This is a genomic window from Staphylococcus sp. SUC_1.2, from assembly GCF_026222585.1.
The window spans coordinates 1-24738 of the sequence record NZ_JANJPM010000017.1 but is presented as its reverse complement, the minus strand read 5'-3'; the positions used below and the strand labels follow the sequence as shown (position 1 = coordinate 24738).

Here is a 24738-nt window from a genome sequence, read left to right as displayed (position 1 = left end):
TAATTAATAATACTATATAAAGAATTAAAAGAGCAATGTAAAATATTACACTGCTCTTTAAAAAATATTAATCATTAAATGTACGTTTTTCTATTTTACTATTTGCTTTTTCAGCTCTTTGTTGTTGCTTTGGCGTTTTGTTTTTATTTTTATTTTTTTGATTCTGATTTTTACGTTTTTGATTATGTTTTTTATTTTTTTGAGTTGAATTTGATTGAGATGGTTGATGTTGGTGAGTAATAACTCCTTTTTCAAATTTAGCATCATGGTGAGTTTGTTTATTTTTTGTTATTTCTTCATCTTTATTAAATGACTTATGATTTTTAGTTATCAAATTAGGCACTTTATCATATTTAGAAGATGTTATTGGTGCCTCCTCAAATAATTTTTGAGTATTACTTGCTACATCTTTATTATCTTTTAACTTAGCTTGCTTAGTTCTAGCTGCCGATGCAATTTTAGAAGCTTGTGATTCATTTTCGCTGTTTTGAGTTTGATGACTTCTTGCTGGATTAGATAATTGATTTATTTCTGATTCATTTTGAACTGCACGACGTTGTGCTGCAAGTGCATCTGTTTCTTCTTGTTTTTCATCTTTAGCGATTGTTTCTTTTTTGACTTCTTGTATTTCTTGCGCTTGTGGTGACTCGTCTGCTAAATTACTTGATGTTTCTGATTGAATTGCACGACGTTGTGCTGCAAGTGCATCTGTTTCTTCTTGTTTTTCATCTTTAGCAATTGCTTCTTTTTTAGCTTCTTGTATTTCTTGCGCTTGTGGTGATTCGTCTGCTAAGTTACTTGATGTTTCTGATTGAATTGCTCGACGTTGTGCTGCAAGTGCATCTGTTTCTTCTTGTTTTTCATCTTTAGCAATTGCTTCTTTTTTGGCTTCTTGTATTTCTTGCGCTTGTGGTGATTCGTCTGCTAAGTTACTTGATGTTTCTGATTGAATTGCTCGGCGTTGTGCTGCAAGTGCATCTGTTTCTTCTTGTTTTTCATCTTTAGTGATTGCTTCTTTTTTGGCTTCTTGTATTTCTTGCGCTTGTGGTGATTCGTCTGCCAAATTGCTTGATGTTTCTGATTGAATTGCTCGACGTTGTGCTGCAAGCTCATCGGAAGAAATACCTGTATGTTTTCTATTTTTTAAGTCTTCAATTTTATGTCTTACATTATCAATTGTTTCTTCTGTTTGTTGTTTAATACTATAATAATTATCTTTAACTTCTTGTTCTTTTGCTTTTAAATCATCAATTTTTTGGTTTGCTTTATTTTTAGTTAAAAGTCCAATAGTTGAGCCAATGATTGCACCGGTAATAAAGCTAACAATAAAACGTTTACGAGACTTAAATCTTGGATCATTATAATAAGTTTTATAATCAATCTCTTGATTAGTATCACGAGTAGCTTGATTTGAGAATTTTGGATGATTATAACTCTCATAGTCATCACGATTATAATGTGGTGTATTAACAAAGTTGTTTTGATCTAGTTGATTTACTCCATGACCGTGTAAGTCATTACTTGAGTTATTTGTTTCAAATGCATCTCTATCGTAATGTTTTGTCGCATTTGTGTGCACATCACCATTAGGTTGATTTACACCACGACCATGTAAGTCATTACCTGAGTTATTTGTTTCAAATGCATCTCTATCGTAATGTTTTGTTGCACTACTTTGCGCTACGTCTTCTTGTTGATTCGCACCTCTACCATGTAAATCATTACCAGTGTTGTTCGTTTCAAATGCATCTCTATCGTAATGTTTTGTCGCATTACTTTGCGCTACGTCCTCTTGTTGATTCGCACCTCTACCATGTAAATCATTACCAGTGTTGTTCGTTTCAAATGCATCTCTATCGTAATGTTTTGTCGCATTTGTGTACACATCACCATTAGGTTGATTTACGCCATGACCATGTAAGTCATTACCTAAGTTATTTGTTTCAAATGCATCTCTATCGTAATGTTTTGTTGCACTACTTTGCGCTACGTCTTCTTGTTGATTCGCACCTCTACCATGTAAATCATTACCAGTGTTGTTCGTTTCAAATGCATCTCTATCGTAATGTTTTGTCGCATTACTTTGCGCTACGTCCTCTTGTTGATTCGCACCTCTACCATGTAAATCATTACCAGTGTTGTTCGTTTCAAATGCATCTCTATCGTAATGTTTTGTCGCATTTGTGTACACATCACCATTAGGTTGATTTACGCCATGACCATGTAAGTCATTACCTAAGTTATTTGTTTCAAATGCATCTCTATCGTAATGTTTTGTTGCACTACTTTGCGCTACGTCTTCTTGTTGATTCGCACCTCTACCATGTAAATCATTACCAGTGTTGTTCGTTTCAAATGCATCTCTATCGTAATGTTTTGTCGCATTACTTTGCGCTACGTCCTCTTGTTGATTCGCACCTCTACCATGTAAATCATTACCAGTGTTGTTCGTTTCAAATGCATCTCTATCGTAATGTTTTGTCGCATTTGTGTACACATCACCATTAGGTTGATTTACGCCATGACCATGTAAGTCATTACCTAAGTTATTTGTTTCAAATGCATCTCTATCGTAATGTTTTGTTGCACTACTTTGCGCTACGTCTTCTTGTTGATTCGCACCTCTACCATGTAAATCATTACCAGTGTTGTTCGTTTCAAATGCATCTCTATCGTAATGTTTTGTCGCATTACTTTGCGCTACGTCCTCTTGTTGATTCGCACCTCTACCATGTAAATCATTACCAGTGTTGTTCGTTTCAAATGCATCTCTATCGTAGTGTTTTGTCGCACTACTTTGCGCTACGTCTTCTTGTTGATTCGCACCTCTACCATGTAAATCATTGCTAGTGTTGTTCGTTTCAAATGAGTCACGATTATATTTCTTACTCATATTTATTCCTCCTATAAGAAATGCACTTAAACAAGTAAAAACCTCATTTAAGTGCATTTGATTGAATCATATTAAAAGTTTTTCTCAACGTTTGTAGTGTAATTTTGATTTGCATCATTAGCTACAGAGTTAGCTCTGTAGTTTGCACTTCCTCTACGATAGTGTCTATTTTGCCATTTGTCAGCAATTTCCATTGCAACATTTGACCATTGAACTACTTGAGAAATTTTATCTTCATTTTGAGAAATATTATGTGTGATTGAGTTAGTCACACGATCAACTGAGCTATTTAAAGTTTGAACTGAGTCGCCAATACCTTTAACGCCATCAACAACAGAGTTTAAACGTTCAACTTTACCTTGAATGTCTTCAGTTAAGCGATTAGCTTTATGAAGTAAATCAGTAGTTTCACGAGTAATACCTTGAACTTGACCTTCAACACCATCAAGTGTTTTAGCCACATGATCTAAATTTTTCTTAACTGAAATTAAAACTACAACAATTCCAATACATAAAATTAAGAATGCGATTGCAGCAATAATTCCAGCAATTGGTAAAATCCAATGCATAAAAAACGCCTCCTAAATATTCTTTTAAAATAAAAGTCATTAATTATAAATACCCATAATAATTATATATAAACATATTAGAATTCTTTTGACATACCAATTTTTTCTTCATAAGCACCTTGGATTTTTTGAATATCTCCTGCACCCATAAATAGAATAACAGCATTATCAAATTTTTCTAATACATCAATACTATTTTCATCGATTAACGCAGATCCGTCAATACGATTTATTAAATCTTGGATAGTTAATTCTCCAGTATTTTCACGTATTGAACCAAAAATTTCACATAAAAATACATGGTCTGCTTTACTTAATGCATCAGCAAATTCATCTAAGAAAGCTTGAGTTCTTGAAAACGTATGAGGTTGGAATACTGCAACGACATCTTTATTTGGATATTTTTTTCGTGCTGTTTCAATTGTAGCACTAATTTCTCTTGGATGGTGAGCATAATCGTCTACTAATACTTGTTTTGAAACAAAAGTTTCATTAAAGCGACGTTTTACACCGCCAAATGTTTCTAAAGCTTCTTTAATATTATTAACATCCATTTTTTCAAGATAACTAATTGTAATAACTGCTAAGGCATTTTGAACATTATGATTACCATATTGTGGTGTTAAAAAGTGATCATAGTATTCTCCATTAATATACACATCAAACTGAGTACCATTTTCAGTTATTTGTATATTATCTGCATATACATCATCGTTTTTACTAAGACCATAATAATAAATAGGTACATCTGCTTTTAGATTTCTTAAATGTTCATCATCTCCCCAAGCAATAATCGCTTTTTTTACATTATTTGCCATTTCTTGGAAAGCACTAGCAACATCGTCAATATCTTTAAAATAATCAGGATGATCATAATCAATATTTGTCATAATTGCATAATCTGGGTGATAGCTTAAAAAATGACGTCTATATTCACACGCTTCAAATGCAAAATAATCACTACCTGGTAAACCCATTCCTGTACCATCACCAATTAAGAATGATGTTTTCTTGTCTCCATTCATAACGTGAGATAATAAACCAGTTGTAGACGTTTTACCATGAGCACCTGTAACTGCTACCGATGTATATTGATTAATGACTTGACCAAGAAAATCATGATATCTAATCACATCCAACTTTAATTCATGTGCTCTAACAATTTCTTCATGTGTATCAGGAAATGCATTACCTTGAATAACTACCATTCCTTCATGTATATTATCTACACTAAATGGTAAAATTTTAATCCCTTTATTTTTAAGTGCTCCTTCTGTAAATACATATTTTTCAATATCTGAACCTTGAACTTCATGTCCTAAATCGTGCATAATTTGTGCTAATGAACTCATTCCTGCACCTTTAATTCCGACAAAATGATAATGCGTCATATCCATAAAACTCCTTTAAAATTAATCTTTCTTTAAATCTGCCTCAGTAATAAATACATCTCTTGGTTTAGAGCCGTTTGCTCCAGATATATAATCTAGTTGTTCTAATTGATCGACGATTCTTGCTGCACGATTATAACCAATTTGGAAATGTCGTTGGATTAATGAAGTAGATATATGTCCTTCTTTGACCATAAAACTACAAACATCATCAAATAATTCATCTCGTGCTTGAGTTTGAGTCTTTTTCAACAATTCTTTTTCTTCAAATAAATATTCTGGTTCTCTTTGTGCTTTGATGAAATCAACGACATCATCAATTTCTTCATCAGATACAAATGTACCTTGTACACGTATAGGTTTATTCATACCACTACCTAAATATAGCATATCACCGTACCCTAATAGTCTTTCAGCGCCTCCACTATCAATAATAGTTCTAGAGTCCACGCTTGAAGACACCATAAATGCAATACGGGTTGGTATATTAGCTTTAATAAGTCCAGTAATAACATTAACTGAAGGTCTTTGTGTCGCTACTAACATATGAATTCCACAAGCTCTCGCTTTTTGAGCAATTCTAGCAATAGATTGTTCTACTTCTTGTGGAGCCATCATCATTAAATCTGCTAATTCATCAATAACAATGACTATCTTAGGCATACGTTGTTCGTAAGACGCTTTTTTATTGAAAGCAGTAATATTGCGTACGTGATATTTTGCAAACAGTTTATAACGTCTTTCCATCTCTTCAACAGCCCACTTTAAACTTTGAGTAGCTGCTTTAACATCTGTAATAACTGGTGAAACAAGATGTGGTAAGTCATTATATGGCGCTAATTCAACCATTTTTGGATCAATCAATAATAATCTCAACTCTTCTGGATGATTTTTATATAATAATGACATTAATATACTGTTAATACATACAGATTTACCTGAACCTGTCGCTCCAGCTATTAAAGCATGAGGCGTTTTAGCAATATCCATTAATAATGGCTCATTATTAATCCGATTACCCATAGCTACTGTTAATTTAGATTCAGTATCTTTAAACTTAGGTGATTCTAAGATTGATTTTAAACTTACTTTTGAAGAATTTTGATTTGGTACTTCAATACCTACCAAGCTTGTACCTGGAATAGGTGCTTCAATTCTTATATCTTTAGCGGCCAGTGCCATCTTTAAATCATCTTGCAAAGCAGTAATTCTCGAAACTTTCACACCTTTTTCAACAGCTAACTCAAATCGTGTTACACTTGGACCTACAGTCACATTTTGAACTTCTGCAGGAACATTAAAGTAATAAAACGCATCATTTAATTCTTGTTTTTTCTCTTCAATCCATGAGTTATCAATTTGATGAATTTCCGGATCTTCTAATAATTCAAGACTTGGTAATTTAATATTAGGACCTTTTCTAATCGCAGCTTTACTTTCGTGTTGCTCGTTTTCATCTTGATCTTCATTCTGAGTATTTAATGTCATAGATATGGCTTGTGTATTTTCATTTTGTACATTTGAAAGTTCACTCGTTTCATCTTCTTGATTATCTTGAAGTGATTGTTCATTAATATTCTTTTTAATATGCTCTTCATGATTATTAGTCGCTTTTACTGATGGACTTGAACTTGGTGTACTAACTGATTTATTTTCCAATTTTGTCTCTGGTTTTAATTCTGGAACGCTAACTTTATTAGTTTTTTTGAATTTTTTAGCATCCATCAAACGTTTTTTGTCAGATGGCGTCATTACAACGTTAAAAGGTTTACTACCCGGAATGATTGAGGATTTAATAGATGATGAAACATCCTCATTTTCAACGATTTGTTTGTTATCATCTTCTAATTTTTCATCTTCAGTGTTAGATGATGAGTCATGAACTGAATCATTGTTATGTTCAATTTGTTCAGAAGCATACTCAGTATCTGTCTCAATTGCATTATCAATTGAATGGTCAATGTCATCATCGTTATGATTTGATTGTTTAGTTACCTCTTCATTCGAAGAAGCGTTCATCTCATGATACTTTGCTTCCTCTACTTCTTCTTTTGAAGTATAATTATTGTCTTGCAATTCATTAACTTTACTTAAATGAGCATCTTCATTTTTATTAAGATGATGCTGTTTGTCTTTAGTTGAATGTATAGGTGATACGTTAAGATTATCGTCTGACAATGGCTCATCATTATGTTCGTCTGTAGATGTCGTATCATTAACTTCTCGTACTTCTACATCTTTATCATTAACAGTTTGAATATTTGGGACAGATTTCAAATCAATTTCTTCATATTGATACTGCTCATCATCGTCATCATAATTAGATGTATTTGAATCAGTTTGAGTCCCTTCATCAATCACATGATTATTCATCGTATTCTCATTTGAGTCTTCCATTTTATCAGTACTATCTTCTGTATATGTCGTTCTCTCTTCATCATTATTTTCTTCATGATCTAGAGAACTCTCTCCAGTGTACTGCTTAGCTTGATTTGCATACATTTCATCAATGACTTTTTGGATTTCGTTATCATTATCCGCTGATTGTTGACGCTTATTCTGTAAAGCTTCTTTAAACTTACGTTTTTGTTGTGCTTTTTTTTCTCTTTCACGTCTAATTTCTTCTACTATTTGTGACGCATAAATATTCTCAATATTCACCGTATTATCTTTTTGAGAAAAATTAGGAACGTTACTTTTTGAAGATGTAGTTTCATAAATATTAGAATTTTGATCATTAATAATTGAAACATCAGTATCTTCATACTTAGTTTGACTCAACGGTTCATTTTTAGACTTGCTTATATTTGTTTTTACATCATTATCAGATACTCGTTGTGCTGTTTGATCTTGTTTTGAATTATGTTTCTCGTCATTATGATTATCGTCATTCTCATTCTCTTTTAGTGGAGGGATAACACCGTTTTCAATTGGTCGGCGTTTTTTTGTACCAAATACTGCAGACGGTACTTCTGAAGTTCTAAAACTTGAATGGTGATATGTAGAATTCGATGTCGTTTTATAGTTTGCTTTAAAACGCTCCGATTGTAATTTCACATGAGAATGATTATTTGTATGCTTATGATATTGAGAAGTCGTTTTTCTATTATTTTTATCATTTAATTGTGTACTATTCAACGACTTATTACGTTTATTAGAAGGTCTTTCTTTAATTGAAGGCACTCCAGTATCATCATGATTTGTATACTGTCTTCTTCTGCGTCTTCGAGTATCTGTTGCACTGTCATAAGTTTGAGGATAGTCATTATTATTATCTATTTCATCATAACTGTAAGCGCCATAACCAAATTCTTTATCAACTTTAGGTGATTTCTGCGACATATATTCATCTTCATCAACTTCTCTGTAAACCGCTTCATCATATGTTTCAGCATCTTGCCCTAAATCAATAGGAAAACGAAATTTTCCACGCGGACGATCATAGATATCATCATTTTCAGGAAGTAAGGTATGCTCACCATTCTTTTGTGTTTCTGAGTTATGTCGACGTTTATTTTTTCGTCTTAGTAATTCTTCATCAGAATGTTTATCATTGCCAAATAATTCATCAAACCAACTCATACTTCCACATCCTTCCTAGTTTTTTTAATCAAAAAATGCATTGCCTACTTTATAATCATCAGACAATACCATGATTCCTTTTTCTTGAGGTGCATTAGGCAAGTTCAATTCTCTCATTGAACAAATCATACCACTTGATGCAACACCACGTAATTCAGCATCTTTAATTACCATTCCACTTGGCATAACTGCACCGACTTTAGCTACGACAACTTTTTGACCTGCTTCTACATTTGGCGCACCGCACACGATTTGTAGTTTTTCACTACCAACATCAACTTTCAAAATACTTAATTTATCTGCATCAGGATGCTTTTCTTTAGTTTCTACATAGCCTACAACAAATTTAGGTGATAAATCCGCTTCAAGTTGATAATCAAAACCTGCATTTGTAATTGATTGTTGTATAGCTTCTACAAGCGTTTCATTTAATTTAATATGACCCTTACTATTAACTGAATATACTTTTGAAAAATCGAAAATATTAAATCCAACAATTTGATTTTCATGTTTAATAGCAACCACATTATTTTTTATTTCATATTCAAAAGGCCCATCTGTTGGTTCAATTTGTAAAAATGCAACGTCCCCTACGCCTTCTTTATTATAAAATAAATTCATTTAAATTCTCCTTTTTACGTATTATTAGTTATTTTTTATTAAATTTTTTACGATTCGCTTCTAAACGTTGAATAACGTTTGGGTCTCTTTTTTGTTTATTATTTTTTCCTAAAATAAAAATCGGCTCTAAATGTTCTTTTTTATAACCAAATGAAAGTGACGTTATAGGTACAAGTCCCTTAGTAAAAAATTCCATCGTCAAGTGTGCCATAACATCATAGCCTGTTTTATTGCGTATATCAGCAATAATTAATACATCTTGATGAGGAACAGCGACTAACATTTCACCTTCACATTGAGCTTCAATGTCATTTAAAAACTTTGTATTTAAAATACGACTCGCATCATATCCGTCATTTGAATTGATAAAATAAAAAATATTTCCTTTTACTTCATCTGTTTTATATTTATTCTCAAGTTTACGTATATTAAACAACGACATTTCTTTAATTTGTTGTGAAGTTAAACCTAGTGTTTTTAACATACTTTCATCAATTAATCGGTACGATTTTCCTAAATCAAGTGCATAATAAATATTAGTTTCTGCAGTATGTTCTTCAATAACAAATTGATGACCTTCTTTAGTTTTTTTATCAAAACTAGTTGATCTTATTACAGGCATAACTTGAATATCTTTCATTTTAGATAGACCATTATCATCCATTTGTGCAATTGCCTCTTCAACATAATAGATAATTTCATCAATGATTTTCTCTTTTTGTTCTTCATACTTCGCTACAACTGCATTAAGTTTGATAGTTACGCCTTTAAAATTATCTCGTCTATATATACGTAATGTTTCTTCTTCACGATCAAACTTAAAATCAACGTCTAAATGTTTTAAACGTTGTTTTAATGTATCTCTCATTTGAAAGACGTTCATATTAAAACACTCCTATTTTCGCACCTTACAATATTTTACAATAAAAAGAGCTCCAGTTACAGAAAAATTAGGCTATTCTTTCATATAAATAAGAAGTTTAAGTCCTAATTACTCATTTACACATATTGACTTAAAAATGAATCTATTTGTTCGATTGATTTTCGTTCTTTTCCAATATAACTTCCCATTAATTCACCATTTTTATATACGAGAAAACTTGGAATACCCATGATATCATTTTCAATTGCTAAATCTATAAATTTATCTCGATCTACTGATACAAATTTAAAATTAGAGTATTTTTTTTCTAATTTCGGTAAATCTGGTTCAATCACTTTACAATCTGGACACCATCCAGCTGTAAATTCAAATACCGTTTGTTCATTTTTTAATTCTTCAAATTGTTTTTCAGTTTCTAATGTAATCATATTATTTCTCCTCACTTTGAAATTGTAATGTTAAAATGTTTTCATTTGTTAAGTGACTCACAGCTTGTTTTAATAATTCACGCGCGGCATAATAGTCTCTAATATCAAATACCGCATCTGTACTATGAATATATCTTGCACATACGCCTATAACTGCTGTAGGTACACCTTTATTTGCTTTATGGATTTCTCCCCCATCTGTACCACCTGGTGAAATATAGTATTGTGAACGAATATCAAATGTATCAACTAACTCCAGTAGATAGTCTCTGAAACGTGGAGAGAGAATCATTGTACCATCTTTAATTCGAATTAATGTTCCTTCACCTAATTGACCAGATAATTGCTGTTTACCTTTAATATCATTTGCAGGAGAACAATCTACAACGAATGCTATGTCTGGCTGTATTAATTCAGTTGATGCTTTTGCACCTCTTAATCCAACTTCTTCTTGAACATTTGCACCCACATATAAATCTACATCTAATTCTACATCTTTGAGTAATTCTAATATTTCAATTGCTAAGACACAACCGTAACGATTATCCCATGCCTTAGCACTATATCGATGTTCAGATAATTGAGTGAATGGTGTAAAAGGAACAATTGTGTCCCCTATTTCTATTCCACGTGATCGAACTTCTTTATCACTTTCTGCTCCTATATCTAACATTAAATCTTTAATCTCAGGAACCGCTTCATTACCTGTTCTAAAATGTTTTGGTATATTCGAAACTACACCTACAATTTTTTCACCTTTTCTATTTTTAACCTGCAGTCGTTGTCCTTGCCATATATCATTAGATACGCCGCCTAAATTAGTAAACTGTAACATGCCATTTTGAGTGATGTTCGTAATCATAAAGCCAATTTCGTCCATATGAGCCGCTATCATCACACGCTTTGCATTTTGTTTTTTTGATTTTTTTACACCAAAAATACTTCCCATATGAGTTGTTATCACTTCATCTACAAATGGTGTCATTTCTTGTTTCATGTAGTCACGTACTTCTTCTTCAAAGCCTGGTGCTCCATGTAATTCTGTTAATGTTTTTATACGAAATAAAGTTTTATCGTTTTCCATTACATAAACACGCTCCTTAAATGTATTATATCATTTTGATTATGGTAAACTAATAATAAGAACTATTAATAGAAAGGTTAGATTCGATAATTATGACTTGTCAGACTATAAAATATATCTCCATTCCCATCGTAATAACTATAGGAGCATCTACGGCTTTTATACTCTATCGTACATTGAAAAACAAAAAAGTAAAAAATCCGGATAGAATATTAGAGGAAGTAAAATCATATTTTATGGATATTAAAGGTTCTTACATTCTTCATGAACCTTTACAAAATAAAGAGCAATATTTAAATCGTCTTGTTTATCAAGGTGGTATTACTCAAAATAAAAACAACCGTGATATAGAGTATACTTTCTATGCTGATGCACACACAGGTGAAATACTTACTATTGAAGAAAATTAATATTACTTTTTTGATATTTAAAAAACATTTTAATACTTTTTTTACTTCATATTCATATTTTAAATTATATTTGTTTGATGTTTTTATTAATTTTTTATCATTTTCGAACTTAACAGTAAAGTAACGATTACTATGATAATACAAAAATCAATAATCCTTTTAGATGAAATATGGACTAAATTTTTTCTTTTTCTCTTATATATTGCATGGATGTTTATCATATGTACTTATATTTATCATAAAGAGCAATAAATGATAAAACAACACACGAGCGTAAGAATGTATTTGCTTCTTACGCTCGTGTGTTGGATTTAATATATTATTTATTAATTTTTATGAAATTTGGCTTCCATTCTATAAATACGGGAACCTTTATCAGAAAATTTTTTCTCATATTCAGTTAATATATTATCTTCATCATCTTCATCATGAAGATTTAAATTTAACTTTGTAAAATACATTCCATATTGTGACATGCTTTCAAGACTATAAGCAAATAAACCTCTATTATCTGTTTTAAAGTGTATTTCTCCATCTTCTTTAAGAATTTGTTCATATAGAGCTAAAAAAGTGCGATACGTTAAACGACGTTTTGCATGTCTTTTTTTTGGCCAAGGATCCGAGAAATTTAAATAAATTCTAGATACTTCATTCTCTTTAAAGTACTCATTTAGTTCAATTGCATCATTGCAAATCATTTTTAAATTTGTGAGTCCTTTATCCTTTACTTTATCAAGCACTTTATACATAACGCTTTTTTCACGTTCTAAAGAAACAAAATTAATTTCAGGATGTTGCTCTGCAAGTGTAGTTATAAATTGCCCCATTCCTGAACCGATTTCAATATAGATTGGCTGTTTCTTATCAAACCAATCACTCATTTTGCCAGCATGTGAACCATCCATATCTACTAGGTCAGGATGTTCTTTCAAATAATCTTCTGCCCATGGTTTATAACGGACTCTCATGTATTAAATCTCCTTAAATAAATAAATTACTATTCATTACCTCATTTAAAAATTTGAGCCATGTGTTCATATCTTTAAATCTTTTTTGTTCTTCATACCATTGAATCATGCCGATTGATTGAATCACAGTATACCATTTCATACGTTTATTTAAGTCCATACTTTCTTTAACACCATAAGTATTAAACCAGTTAGACCATTGTTGTTTTGGAACGTAGTTGTATAGCAGCATACCAATATCGATGGCTGGATCAGCAATCATTGCACCTTCCCAATCTACTAAAAATAACTCATCACGATCAGAAAGTAACCAGTTATTATGATTAACATCACCATGAACTACTGTAAAGAAACGTGAATCTAAATTAGGAATATGATCTTCCAAGTAAGTTAATGCTTTTCGAATAATATGATGGGTTAATACGTCTCTAGATAAAGAAGCATTAATTTTCTTTAACATAATATTTGGGGTAATAGGCTCCATTTCCATACGTTTTAACATATTAAGTAGTGGTTTTGAACCATGTATTTTTTTGAGAAGTTCAGCAACTCTTCTTTGAGACATTTCAGATGGTGTAAGTTCTCTACCATTTTTCCAATGTTGTGCTGTTACCACTTCGCCTGTTTCAATACGTTTTGTCCAAACTAACTTAGGCACAATACCTTCTGCAGATAAAGCTGCAATAAATGGATTTGAGTTACGCTTAAGAAATAATTTTTGTCCATCTTGTTCAGCCATATACGCTTCTCCAGATGCTCCACCTGCAGAATCAAGCGTCCACCCTAATTGATAAAACTGCTCCAACTCGTTCACCTCACTTTCAACTAGAAAATGGCTCGAGAAATATAGTTTTTCAAGAGCCATATATCTAATTTAATCATCGCTTTTTATCTAACGATTATATTTCTAACTTTGTTTTTGTTATATTGATAAAATTATTATTTAAATGTCTTCAAATCATTTAAATTTTTTACGTTATCTCTTTAATCACTCAATGATGATTTTATAATTTTTAGCTTAATTTTTCAACTGAAAATGAGAAACAAAATGATACATTTTACTAGTATGAAAAAGCTAAAATCCCGAATGCTTTATAAATATTATAACATATCATATACATCATCGTTGAAGAAATTTAAAGTTAATTGATACTTTTTGATTCAATATACTTTTCGAATCCTTCTTGTAATTTTTTAGTAATTGGACCTACTTTACCATCATTTACAATTTCGCCATCAATCTTAACGACAGGTGTTACTTCAGCAGAAGTACTAGACACAATGACTTCATCTGCATTTTTTAAGAAATCAACTGTAAATGTTTCTTCATTAAATGGTATGTTGTCATCTTCAGCAACCCATTTAATTACTTTTCGAGTAATACCATTTAAAATGTAATTATTAACGGGATGTGTATAGATTTCGCCATCTTTAATCGCATACACATTACTTGACGCACCTTCAGTAACAGTTTCATCTCTATGTTGAATGGCTTCTGTTGCATTATATTTAACTGCATATTCTTTAGCAAGAACATTTCCTAATAAATTTAAACTTTTAATGTCACAACGTAACCATCTAATATCTTCAACTGTTACAGCATTAATGCCATTTTCAAAGTCGTCGTATGGACGATCATAACTTTTAGCAAATGCCATAATAGCAGGTTTAACTTCTGGAGTTGGGAAAGAATGGTTTCTTGGTGCTACACCTCTTGTCGCTTGAATATAAATTCCACCATTTTGAATGTCATTGATTTTTAAAAGTTGTCTTACAATATCTGTTAGCTCCTCGACAGTATAGCCTAAATCGATTTGAATTTCACTCGCACTTCTAAGGAACCTTTCAAAGTGTTCAGTTACTGTAAATAATTTACCGTTGTATGCACGAATATATTCATATATACCATCTCCAAATACATAACCTCGGTCTTCATAAGACACTTTTGCGTCTTCTTGATTTAAAAATTCTCCGTTAATAAATACTTTTGTCATTATTTATCCCTCCACACATAGTGAATAAATTGCTTCTAAATAGATACTTGTTGCGTTGAATAATTGTTTTTTAGTAATATATTCATTCTTTTGATGCATTAAATCCTCTGAATCTTCAAACATAGCTCCAAATGCAACACCTTTGTCTAAATTACGTGCATAAGTGCCTCCACCAATTGTATAAGGTTCTGTCATATCACCTGTTTGATTTCTATAAGCAGTGACAAGTTTTTGTACAAATGGATCATTTTTATCTACGAAATGAGGTTGTTGAACTTTACCTAATTCTATTTCAAACCCTTGAGATTTGATTTCATTTTTAAAACGTTCTAAAGCAGTTTCAAATTCGAAGCCTTTAGGATAACGTAAATTGATACCAAATTTGCCACCTTTTTCTTTATCATACGTAATGATACCTACGTTTGCTGTCACGTCTCCCATAACATCAGTATGGAACTTCATACCCATTTTTTCACCAAAATGAGATTCATGTAAATAACGATTACTAAATTCAGCGAATTCTTTTGCAGCTTGATTAAGATTCAAAGTTGATAGGAAGTCAATAAGATATAAACCAGCATTCACACCAAGTGAAGGATCCATACCATGGACGGCTTTCCCTTCAACAGTTAATATCAATTCACCATTATCTACAACCGCTTCACCTTCTAGTTGACGTTGGTCTAGATAATGTTCGAAATGTTGAACTACGTCTGTCATATTTTTTTCAACCAAAATATGTGCTTTAGCATGATCAGGAACCATGTTATAACGTTGACCAGATTTAAATGAAAGAAGTTTTGCTTCTGAATGATCAGTATGATGTGAGCTTACATTTTGGACTAAATCAAATGTTGTAATTCCTTTTTCACCATGAATAGCAGGGAATTCAGCATCTGGTGCAAAACCTAAAGCAGGCATTTCTTCTGTTTTGAAATATCTTTCTGTACATTTCCAGTCAGATTCTTCATCTGTACCAATAATAATATGAATACGTTTTTTCCAATCTACATTCATTTCATTTAAAATTTTAACTGCATAGTAAGCTGCGATAGTTGGACCTTTATCATCAAGTGTACCTCTTGCCACAATAGCATCATCTGTTACAACAGGTTTAAATGGATCAGAATCCCAACCGTCTCCAGCAGGAACGACATCTACATGACATAAAATTCCCAATACATCTTCACCTTGACCTGCTTCAATTCTTCCAGCAATATGATCAACATCATGGGTAGAAAAACCATCTCTTTGAGCGATTTTATACATATAATCAAGAGCTTCACGAGGTCCAGGACCAACTGGTGCTTCCTCTGAAGCTTGACTATCATCTCTCACACTCTTGATTGAAAGTAATCCATTTAAATCTTCAATAATTTGACTTTCATATTCTTGTACTTTTTCTTTCCACATTAGAGATCAACTTCCTTTTCAATAGATATACCTATTATTTTACATAAATCTAGTATTAAATGACAACAAGATGTCAGAAAATTTCATAGTACATATAAAAAAAGAAGTGAGAAAAAATTTTCTCACTTCTTTAAAATTTAAGTTTAATGTCTATCGTCTAAGGCATTATGATTGTTTTTCAAATCTTCTTCAGTGACTACTCTTAAATTATTATTAACAGTTGCGCCACCTTCATCATCAAATTTACCTTCTGCTAATTCATGTGTATCATTTTTTTTAGTATTCACATTAGTGAATTTAGATTTTTCATCTTGTAATAAAGATTTAGGATCATTTTTTAAACGATTTGCATAACCTTGTGGGTCATTCTTTACGTTTTGAATTGTTTCATTTGCTTTTGAGCTAATATCATTAACTAGCCCTTTCGCATTTTGTTTATAGCCTTCTGGATTTTCTTTATATTTATTATACTCAGCTTTTAATTTATTTCTGCTACTTTCACGTGATAATGCTACTGCAGCCGCTGCAGCACCAATTCCTGCCACAATTCTTAATAAACCTGCACTTTTAGCCATCATATTACCCCTTTTCTCTTTTATTACTATAAAAGTTTTAATTCTTCTGAAGTTAGTAAACGATACTCTCCAGATTTTAAGTTTTCATCTAACGTCAAATTAGAAATTTTAAGACGTTTTAATTCTAATACCTCATTATCAATTGAATGAAACATTCTTTTCACTTGATGATACTTTCCTTCATAAATAGTAACTAAAGATAATTTATGATCTAGTTTTTCAAGTTGTGCTGGTTTTACTTTGCCATCTGATAGTTCAATTCCATTTTTAAAAGCAATAATATCTTCGTTTTTAATAGGATATTTAGAGGTTACTTTATACGTTTTAGACACATGTTTAGATGGACTCATTAAATTATGGTTAAATTGTCCATCATTAGTAATAAGTAATAAACCTTCAGTATCTTTATCTAGTCTGCCTACTGGAAATATATCAAGATGACGGTAATCATCAATAAGATCTATCACTGTTTGATTTATATCATCATAAGTAGCAGAAACATATCCTTTGGGCTTATTTAACATAATATAAACATGATTAATATACTCTATTATTTTGCCATCTACAGTAATTTCATCTTGCTCAGGATTCACTTGGGATTTAGGCGATTTTTCCACTTTATCATTAACTTTGACACTATTTTTCTTTAAAAGCTGCTTTACCTCAGTACGCGTGCCAACTCCCATATTCGATAAAAATTTATCTAACCTCATCTTAAGAATCCAACTTTACGTCTAATCTTTGCTGGTAATTCACCAAGAAATTGATCAGCTAATCGATTTTTAATTGTGATACCGCCATACACTAATGCACCGATAATAACCCCAACAAATAATATAATCATTGCTCCAAATTTACGTTCTACAGGGACAAAATGACCTAAAATTAAGTAAACAATTTCTACACTAATCATCATGATTAAACTATAAATAAAAATTTTCGCTACTTGCACAAATGTTTCTGTAAATTCATATTTCGCATATATTTTTAAAATAAAGAAATTTGCTGTAATCGCAAAACTCAATGCAATAGCAGTACTTAAAATTGCTCCTGCAGTATGGAAAGTCATAATTAATGGAATATTAAGTGCTAACTTTAATACAACGGCTCCTAAAATGACAAACACTGTCAATTTTTGTTTGTCTATACCTTGTAACATCGAAGCAGTAACACTAAGTAAAGAAATTAATATTGCTACAGGGGCATAGATAAATAACATTTTGTTTCCATCTGGATTATATTGATAGAAAACTGTATATAAAGGTGCAGCCAGTGCCATTATCCCTAAACTTGCTGGAACTGTAATATACATTAATACACCGATTGATGTTTTAATTTGACGATGCATTTCAGTTAAACGACCTTCTGCATATGTTTTAGTAATATATGGTATTAAACTTACCGCAAAACCTGCTGCAAGTGATGTTGGAATCATTACAATTTTATTGGTTGTAAAGTTTAATATCGTAAAGAAATAATCTTTATTTGCATGGAATCCTGCTGCATCTAGTGCATTGTTATGTGTAAATTGATCAACAAGGTTAAATAATGGAAAGTTTAAACTAACAATTACAAACGGAATACTGTATGCAATAATTTCTTTATACATTCTTCCATAAGAAATGTCTAATCCTGTACGATCAGACTCTACCATTTTTTGAATGTGAGGTTTACGTTTTTTCCAGTAATACCAAAGAGTAAATAAACCTGCAATTGCTCCCACAGCGGCTGCGAATGTAGCTACACCATTAGCTTGTAGATATGTACCATGAAAAACATTTAAAACTAAATAACTACCTATTAATATAAATATAATTCTGGCTAATTGTTCAGTAACTTCAGATACAGCAGTTGGACCCATCGATTGATAACCTTGGAATACCCCTCTCCATGTTGCTAATAGTGGGATAAAAACCACTACTATACTGATGATACGAATAATCCAAGTAATCTCTGGTACTGTCCATCCACCTTTTCCTTCTTTTTGACCTAAAGTAATAACTGCAATATCAGGTGCTAAATAAAACAATATTAAAAATCCTATAATACCTGATATCGACATTACGATAAAACTCGATTTATAGAGTTTCTGTCCAACTCTATATGCTCCTATTGCATTATACTTTGCTACAAATTTTGAAGCTGCTAAAGGCACTCCAGCTGTCGCGACAGCAATAGCAATATTATAAGGAACATAAGCATAGTTAAATGGCGCTAACTTTTCCTCCGCATTTGCACCCATAATCGCATAAAAAGGAATTACAAATAAAACACCTAGAATTTTAGTAATTAAAATACTAAATGTTATTAAAAAGGTTCCGCGCACCATTTCCTTATTTTCACTCATATTCAATCTTCCTATCTTTAATTTAATCAAACTATGTCGTTATACATCTGTCTAAACTAAGGACTTGCATTACTATAAAATATATCACAAAATACTTATTGTTTCTCGTTTCTTTTTAAGTTTTTTTTGTCAATTATTCTCACTATTATTAAATAAAAATATTGTAAGTTTTTTATTTATGTATTTAATACACTTTTTAACGCAAAATTCTACTTCGGTTCGCAAAATAATAAGTATTTATGTAGAATATAAATGTATGATAACGGAGGTTAATATATGTATCAAACAATAATCATTGGCGGTGGACCAAGCGGATTAATGGCAGCAGTTGCTGCGAGTGAAAATAGTAGTAAGGTTCTATTAATCGAAAAGAAAAAAGGTCTTGGAAGAAAATTAAAAATTTCTGGTGGTGGTAGATGTAATGTGACTAATCGTCTACCTTATGAAGAAATCATCAAAAATATACCCGGAAACGGTAAATTTTTATATAGTCCATTTTCAAAATTTGATAACGAATCCATAATAGAATTTTTTGAAAGTCGTGGTATAAAATTAAAAGAAGAAGATCATGGAAGAATGTTTCCAGTTTCAAACAAATCACAAGATATTGTTGATACTTTAGTTAATACAATTAAGAATAACAACGTTGAAATTAAAGAAGAAACTGTTGTTAATGACATTTCTAAAAATGATCAATCTTTTATAGTAAAAACACAAGATGGCGAATTTGAATCAAAAACAGTTATTATTGCGACTGGTGGAACAAGCGTCCCCCAAACTGGATCCACAGGTGATGGCTACAGATTTGCTAAAAATCTAGGCCACACTATTACTGAATTATTCCCTACTGAAGTTCCTATTACATCTAGTGAATCTTTTATTAAAAATAAAACACTTAAAGGCTTAAGTTTAAAAAATGTAGAATTATCAGTTTTAAAGAAAAATGGTAAAAAACGTATTAGTCATCAAATGGATATGATTTTTACACACTTTGGTGTAAGTGGACCAGCTGCATTACGTTGTAGCCAATTCGTTTATAAAGAACAAAAAAATCAGAAAAAACAAGACATACAATTACAATTAGATGTATTTCCAGAGATTTCTTTACAAGATTTAGAAAATAAAATAAAGAAAATCTTAAGCGAAGAACCAGACAAATATATAAAAAATGCACTGCGTGGTTTAATAGAAGAAAGATATTTATTGTTTATGCTAGAACAGGCTAATATTAATGAAAATACAACATTTCATCATCTTTCAAATCAACAGTTGACTCACCTCGCAGAACATTTCAAACAATTCATTTTCACTGTTAATGGTACCCTTTCAATTGAAAGAGCATTTGTTACGGGTGGTGGCGTTTCTCTTAAAGAAATATGGCCTAAAACAATGATGTCAAAAATTCAACCTGGTTTATTTTTATGTGGAGAAGTATTAGACATTCATGGGTATACAGGCGGCTACAATATTACAAGTGCTTTAGTTACCGGCCACGTCGCTGGAAACGAAGCTAGACAATTTATATATACTTAAAAATAAAAAACACTTCAAAAGTTAAGTAAAATTATAACTTTTGGAGTGTTTTTTATTTCATATTTTGAATACGAAGATAACTGAATTTATTTTTTATTATTTATCTTCTTTTTTTCTTCGTTTTAATAATAATAGCAGACCACTTAATAATGTGAACTCAGCTAAAGATAATAATGAGTTTTCATTTTCACCTGTATAAGGTAGAGTATTTAATTTTGAATGATTATTATTCACATTAAATTTATTATTAAAATTATTAAATGTAACTTTGTTGTCATTAACCAATCCAAAGTTATTTTCAAATTGCTTAACATTCACATGTTCAATCTCATTAATAGTCACTCTCGTTAATTCATTAATATCATTAGTAGTCACATTTTCAACTAATTTATTTAAGGCTTTCATAACATAAACATCAATTTGTTTATAAGCTTTATTTCTATTATATTCTGATATATTTGTTAATCCTTTAATATACGCTTTACGTTTATTTGCTACATCAAAAATTTGGGCTTTAGCTTTCAATTTTACTTTGTCGATTAGAACTATTTTATTAAATTCTTGAAGATAATGTATTTTTATATTATCAACTTGTTTATTAGTTTGAGCTTGGTTTACTTTTTCTTCTGCTTTTTTATATGATTCATCAAGTTTTTGTTTTATGAATAGTTTTTCATCTATTGTAAATGTTTGATCAGATGATACTTTATCTTTTAATTTTTGTAATTCCACTTCTAATTTAGATAAAGCATCTGCTTTTTTAATAACTTCAACTTGAATACTATTAATTGATTGTTTACCTTGCTCTGTAGTCTGATCGACATCTGAGTTAGTATTGGCACCTTCGAGCAGTTTTTTAGCTCTCATTACTGCCTCTTCTACTTTTTGTTTTGCTGCATCCTTTTCTTCTTTTGTTGCGTTTGGTGTTTGATCAATTTCTGCTTTCTTTTGTTTAGCTAATTCGTCGATAGTTTGTTTAGCTACAGATTTTTTAACTATTTCTGGTTGAATTTCATCAATAGCATGTTTACCACTTTCTTTGGCTATTTCAACATCAGAATTAGTCGTAGATTGAGCAATATTATTCTTTGCTTTTATAACTTCTTCATCTACTTTTTGTCTAGCCACATCCTTTTCTTCTTTTGTTGCATTGTGATTATTATCAATTTCTGCTTTTTTAATTGTTGCTTCATCATCTATCGCTTGTCTAGCTAAGGATTTTTGTATTGTCTCTGGTTGAATATTAGATATATTTGAAATTCCAATTTGAGTTGATTGATCTACTGTATCATTCGTTGTAGATTGATCAACATTATGTTTCGCTTTTGTTGCTGCTTCATCTACTTTACGTTTTGTCATTTCTTTTTCTTCATTCGTTGCTTCATGATTACTATCAATTTCTGCTTTTTTTGCTGTTACTTCATCATCTATAGATTTTTTGGCTTGTGTTTTTTTCAAAGCTACCGCATTAATGTTATTTATTGCACTTATACCATTAATTTGTGCATGATCTACATTGGAATTATTTATTGATTGATCAACATTTCTTTTAGCTTTATTAACCTCATCATCAATTTTTTGTTTAGCTATGTCTTTTTCTTCTTTTGTTGTCGAATTATCTTGATCAATTAGATTTTTTCTAAGAGTTGCTGCTTCATCTATCGCTTTTCTTGCTTCAGCTTTTTTAACTACTTCTGGTTGTATATTTTCAATAGTATTTTTACCAGTTGTTTTAGCATTATTCACACCGTCATTTGTTGTAGCTTGATTTATAGTATTTTTCGCTTTTATAACTTCTTCATCAACTTTTTGTTTTGCTACTTCTTTTTCTTCTTCAGTTGCATCTAGCATTTGATTAATTTTTTCTTTTTTTACTTTTGCTACTTCATCAATTGCTTGTCTTGCTTCTGATTTTTTAACCACTTCTGGTTGAATATTATTGATCTCTGTATTTCCTGTTGTTTTTGCTTGATCCACTGCATCATTTGTTGTAGCTTGATCAATATTATCTTTTGATTTTGTAGCTTCTTCATCTACTTTTTGTTTTGCTACTTCTTTTTCTTCTTCAGTTGCATCTGGTGTTTGATCTATAATTTTTTTCTTAGCAATTGCAGATTGGTCAATTTCATGTTTTGCCTCTACTTTTTTTATAATTTCAAGTTGGATTGTATTAATAACATTTATCCCTTTTGTTTTCGCGTTATCAACTCCATCATCATTTTCTGCTTCGTTGATATGAGTTTTAGCTTCTGTTAACGCTTGATCCACTTTACTTTTCGCTGCTTCTTTTTCTTCTTCAGTTGCTTCTTGCGTTAAATCAATAGTTGCTTTTTTAAGTTTAGCTAAATCATCAATTGCTTGTCTTGCTTCTGATTTTTTAACTACTGTCGGCTGAATATTATTTATCACTGTAGTGCTATTTTGTTCAACTTGATCTACGTCATTATTTGTTCTTGCTTGATCAATTCCATGTTTTGCTTTTATGACTTCTTCGTCAACTTTTGATTTCGCTGCTTCTTTTTCTTCTTCAGTTGCATCAGGTGTTTGATCAATGATGGCTTTCCTAGTTAATGCAATTTGATCAATAGCATTCTTAGCTGTCTCTTTTTTTACAACTTCTGGCTGAATGTTATTTATAGCAACAGTTCCTCTATCTTTTGCTTGATCTACATCACTATTTGTTATGGCTTGATCAATACTATGTTTTGCTTTTGTAACTTCTTCGTCAACTTTTTGTTTTGCTGCTTCTTTTTCTTCTATTGTCGCATTTGATGTTTGATCAATATTATTTTTTTTAGCTCTTGCTACTTGATCAATTAACGTTTTAGCTGCAATTTTTTTTATAATATTGGGTTGAATATTATTAATTGCTATTGTGCTATTATGCTCAACTTGATTCACATCATTATTTGTAACTGCTTGATTAATGTTACGTTTTGCTTTTGTTACCTCTTCATCAACTTTTGATTTCGCTGCTTCTTTTTCTTCTTCAGTTGCATCAGGTGTTTGATCAATGATGTTTTTTCTAGTTAATGCAATTTGATCAATAGAAGTCTTAGCTGTCTCTTTTTTTACAACTTCTGGCTGAATGTTATTTATAGCAACAGTTCCTCTATCTTTTGCTTGATCTACATCACTATTTGTTACTGCTTGATCAATACTATGTTTTGCTTTTGTTACCTCTTCATCAACTTTTGATTTCGCTGCTTCTTTTTCTTCTGTCGTTGCATCAGATGTTTGATCAATGATGGCTTTTTTGATTTTTGCTTGAGTATCTATACCTCGTTTTGCTTGTTCTTTTTTAACTATATCTGGTTGGATATTATTTATTGATGCCGTACTATTATGTACTACTTGATCTACATCATTGTTAGACAAAGCACGATTAATATTATTTCTTGCTTCTGTCGCAGCTTCGTCTACTTTTGATTTCGCTGCTTCTTTTTCTTCTGTTGTTGCACCCGGTGTTTGATCAATCGCTTCTTTTTTAATTCTAGCTACTTCATCGATTGCAGTCTTTGCTGCTATTTTCTTAACTATATTTGGTTGAATATGACTAACTGTTGTAACACCATCTTCTTTTGCTTGATCAACAGCTTGATTTATTTCTGTATGATTAATATTATTTTTTGCTTCTACTGCAGCTTCGTCTACTTTTGATTTTGCGGCTTCTTTTTCTTCTATAGTTGCATCAACATTATTGTCGATCTCTGTCTTCTTATTAATAACTTCATTATCAATTGCTTGTCTTGCTTCTGATTTTTTAAGCACATCTGGTTGGATTGCATTGATTGTATTCGTACCATTTGTTTTTGCTTCATCCACACCTGAATTATTTATTGCTTCATTGATATGAGCTTTGGCTTCCGTTACCGCTTGGTCTACCTTCGCTTTGGCTGCCTCTTTTTCTTCTGTTGTCGCATCTGGTGTTTGATCAATCGCTTCTTTTTTAGCTCTTGCAACATCATCAATTGCTTGTCTTGCTTCTGATTTTTTGATTACTTCTGGTTGGATTGCATTGATTGTAGTTGTACCATTTGTTTTTGT

18 protein-coding genes are annotated in these 24738 nt (G+C 31.2%); 2 read left to right on the top strand and 16 right to left on the bottom strand.

The genetic code is table 11. From position 1 onward, the window contains the following. Positions 1–67: 67 nt before the first annotated feature. From NR218_RS07230 to NR218_RS07195, 8 genes are all read right to left on the bottom strand, one after another. A complete protein-coding gene (locus NR218_RS07230; RefSeq protein WP_265883296.1) occupies positions 68–2893 on the bottom strand; it encodes a hypothetical protein in 2826 nt (941 codons plus the stop codon). 71 nt (positions 2894–2964) lie between these two features. After that, positions 2965–3462 (bottom strand): DUF948 domain-containing protein, encoded by a 498-nt coding sequence (locus tag NR218_RS07225; protein ID WP_002449680.1) that lies wholly within the window; start codon positions 3460–3462, stop codon positions 2965–2967. Positions 3463–3539: 77 nt separating this feature from the next. Further along, complete coding sequence (murC, locus tag NR218_RS07220; RefSeq protein ID WP_048761610.1) at positions 3540–4853, bottom strand: UDP-N-acetylmuramate--L-alanine ligase; 1314 nt, start codon at positions 4851–4853, stop codon at positions 3540–3542. Between the two features lie 21 nt (positions 4854–4874). Beyond that, a complete protein-coding gene (locus NR218_RS07215) occupies positions 4875–8435 on the bottom strand; it encodes a DNA translocase FtsK (RefSeq protein ID WP_037541143.1) in 3561 nt (1186 codons plus the stop codon). Between the two features lie 24 nt (positions 8436–8459). Continuing rightward, a complete protein-coding gene (ytpR, locus tag NR218_RS07210) occupies positions 8460–9056 on the bottom strand; it encodes a YtpR family tRNA-binding protein (RefSeq protein ID WP_017176343.1) in 597 nt (198 codons plus the stop codon). 28 nt (positions 9057–9084) lie between these two features. Then, positions 9085–9939, bottom strand: coding sequence for a DUF1444 domain-containing protein (locus NR218_RS07205; RefSeq protein WP_017176344.1), 855 nt, complete (start codon positions 9937–9939; stop codon positions 9085–9087). A 116-nt stretch (positions 9940–10055) separates the two neighbouring features. Beyond that, positions 10056–10367: a thioredoxin family protein gene (locus NR218_RS07200; RefSeq protein ID WP_002449688.1), complete on the bottom strand. Its 312-nt coding sequence runs from the start codon at positions 10365–10367 to the stop codon at positions 10056–10058. A 1-nt stretch (position 10368) separates the two neighbouring features. Continuing rightward, on the bottom strand, positions 10369–11451 hold the full coding sequence (locus NR218_RS07195) for a M42 family metallopeptidase (RefSeq protein WP_017176345.1): 1083 nt from the start codon (positions 11449–11451) through the stop codon (positions 10369–10371). Positions 11452–11543: 92 nt separating this feature from the next. Between NR218_RS07195 and NR218_RS07190 the strand changes: the two genes are divergently transcribed. Then, positions 11544–11861 carry a PepSY domain-containing protein gene (locus tag NR218_RS07190; RefSeq protein WP_037541145.1) on the top strand — a complete coding sequence of 106 codons (318 nt, stop codon included), beginning with the start codon at positions 11544–11546 and terminating at the stop codon, positions 11859–11861. Positions 11862–12187: 326 nt separating this feature from the next. Here NR218_RS07190 and trmB read toward each other — a convergent pair whose 3' ends face one another. From trmB to NR218_RS07155, 7 genes are all read right to left on the bottom strand, one after another. Beyond that, positions 12188–12829, bottom strand: a complete 642-nt coding sequence (gene trmB, locus NR218_RS07185) for a tRNA (guanosine(46)-N7)-methyltransferase TrmB (RefSeq protein ID WP_002449690.1) — start codon at positions 12827–12829, stop codon at positions 12188–12190. Between the two features lie 13 nt (positions 12830–12842). Beyond that, complete coding sequence (locus NR218_RS07180) at positions 12843–13634, bottom strand: phosphotransferase family protein (protein WP_002488010.1); 792 nt, start codon at positions 13632–13634, stop codon at positions 12843–12845. Between the two features lie 337 nt (positions 13635–13971). Then, entirely contained in the window at positions 13972–14823 is an 852-nt protein-coding gene (dat, locus tag NR218_RS07175) for a D-amino-acid transaminase (RefSeq protein ID WP_002488018.1), read from the bottom strand. A gap of 3 nt (positions 14824–14826) precedes the next feature. Further along, positions 14827–16236, bottom strand: coding sequence for a dipeptidase PepV (gene pepV, locus NR218_RS07170; protein ID WP_002488011.1), 1410 nt, complete (start codon positions 16234–16236; stop codon positions 14827–14829). Positions 16237–16379: 143 nt separating this feature from the next. Next, on the bottom strand, positions 16380–16811 hold the full coding sequence (locus NR218_RS07165; protein ID WP_002488017.1) for a YtxH domain-containing protein: 432 nt from the start codon (positions 16809–16811) through the stop codon (positions 16380–16382). Between the two features lie 26 nt (positions 16812–16837). Beyond that, positions 16838–17524 (bottom strand): pseudouridine synthase, encoded by a 687-nt coding sequence (locus NR218_RS07160; RefSeq protein ID WP_017176347.1) that lies wholly within the window; start codon positions 17522–17524, stop codon positions 16838–16840. Continuing rightward, the gene (locus tag NR218_RS07155) at positions 17521–19158 is read right to left on the bottom strand and encodes a putative polysaccharide biosynthesis protein (protein ID WP_017176348.1); all 1638 of its coding nucleotides are present in this window, start codon (positions 19156–19158) and stop codon (positions 17521–17523) included. Before NR218_RS07155 ends, NR218_RS07160 begins: the two co-directional genes overlap by 4 nt. A gap of 276 nt (positions 19159–19434) precedes the next feature. Here NR218_RS07155 and NR218_RS07150 point away from each other — a divergent pair, with 276 nt between their 5' ends. Further along, positions 19435–20691, top strand: coding sequence for an NAD(P)/FAD-dependent oxidoreductase (locus tag NR218_RS07150; RefSeq protein WP_048761794.1), 1257 nt, complete (start codon positions 19435–19437; stop codon positions 20689–20691). Positions 20692–20787: 96 nt separating this feature from the next. Here the strand turns inward: NR218_RS07150 and NR218_RS07145 are convergent. After that, a partial coding sequence (locus NR218_RS07145; RefSeq protein ID WP_265883294.1) for a DUF1542 domain-containing protein occupies positions 20788–24738 on the bottom strand: 3951 nt, incomplete at its 5' end.

Excerpts from the sequence above, each read along its gene's own strand:
- pepV (WP_002488011.1), bottom strand. The coding sequence starts at position 16,236 with ATGTGGAAAGAAAAAGTACAAGAATATGAAAGTCAAATTATTGAAGAT.
- trmB (WP_002449690.1), bottom strand. The coding sequence starts at position 12,829 with ATGAGAGTCCGTTATAAACCATGGGCAGAAGATTATTTGAAAGAACAT.
- NR218_RS07155 (WP_017176348.1), bottom strand. The coding sequence starts at position 19,158 with ATGAGTGAAAATAAGGAAATGGTGCGCGGAACCTTTTTAATAACATTT.
- NR218_RS07205 (WP_017176344.1), bottom strand. The coding sequence starts at position 9,939 with ATGAACGTCTTTCAAATGAGAGATACATTAAAACAACGTTTAAAACAT.
- NR218_RS07225 (WP_002449680.1), bottom strand. The coding sequence starts at position 3,462 with ATGCATTGGATTTTACCAATTGCTGGAATTATTGCTGCAATCGCATTC.
- murC (WP_048761610.1), bottom strand. The coding sequence starts at position 4,853 with ATGACGCATTATCATTTTGTCGGAATTAAAGGTGCAGGAATGAGTTCA.
- NR218_RS07215 (WP_037541143.1), bottom strand. The coding sequence starts at position 8,435 with ATGAGTTGGTTTGATGAATTATTTGGCAATGATAAACATTCTGATGAA.
- NR218_RS07160 (WP_017176347.1), bottom strand. The coding sequence starts at position 17,524 with ATGAGGTTAGATAAATTTTTATCGAATATGGGAGTTGGCACGCGTACT.
- NR218_RS07200 (WP_002449688.1), bottom strand. The coding sequence starts at position 10,367 with ATGATTACATTAGAAACTGAAAAACAATTTGAAGAATTAAAAAATGAA.
- ytpR (WP_017176343.1), bottom strand. The coding sequence starts at position 9,056 with ATGAATTTATTTTATAATAAAGAAGGCGTAGGGGACGTTGCATTTTTA.
- NR218_RS07165 (WP_002488017.1), bottom strand. The coding sequence starts at position 16,811 with ATGGCTAAAAGTGCAGGTTTATTAAGAATTGTGGCAGGAATTGGTGCT.
- NR218_RS07230 (WP_265883296.1), bottom strand. The coding sequence starts at position 2,893 with ATGAGTAAGAAATATAATCGTGACTCATTTGAAACGAACAACACTAGC.
- dat (WP_002488018.1), bottom strand. The coding sequence starts at position 14,823 with ATGACAAAAGTATTTATTAACGGAGAATTTTTAAATCAAGAAGACGCA.
- NR218_RS07150 (WP_048761794.1), top strand. The coding sequence starts at position 19,435 with ATGTATCAAACAATAATCATTGGCGGTGGACCAAGCGGATTAATGGCA.
- NR218_RS07195 (WP_017176345.1), bottom strand. The coding sequence starts at position 11,451 with ATGGAAAACGATAAAACTTTATTTCGTATAAAAACATTAACAGAATTA.
- NR218_RS07190 (WP_037541145.1), top strand. The coding sequence starts at position 11,544 with ATGACTTGTCAGACTATAAAATATATCTCCATTCCCATCGTAATAACT.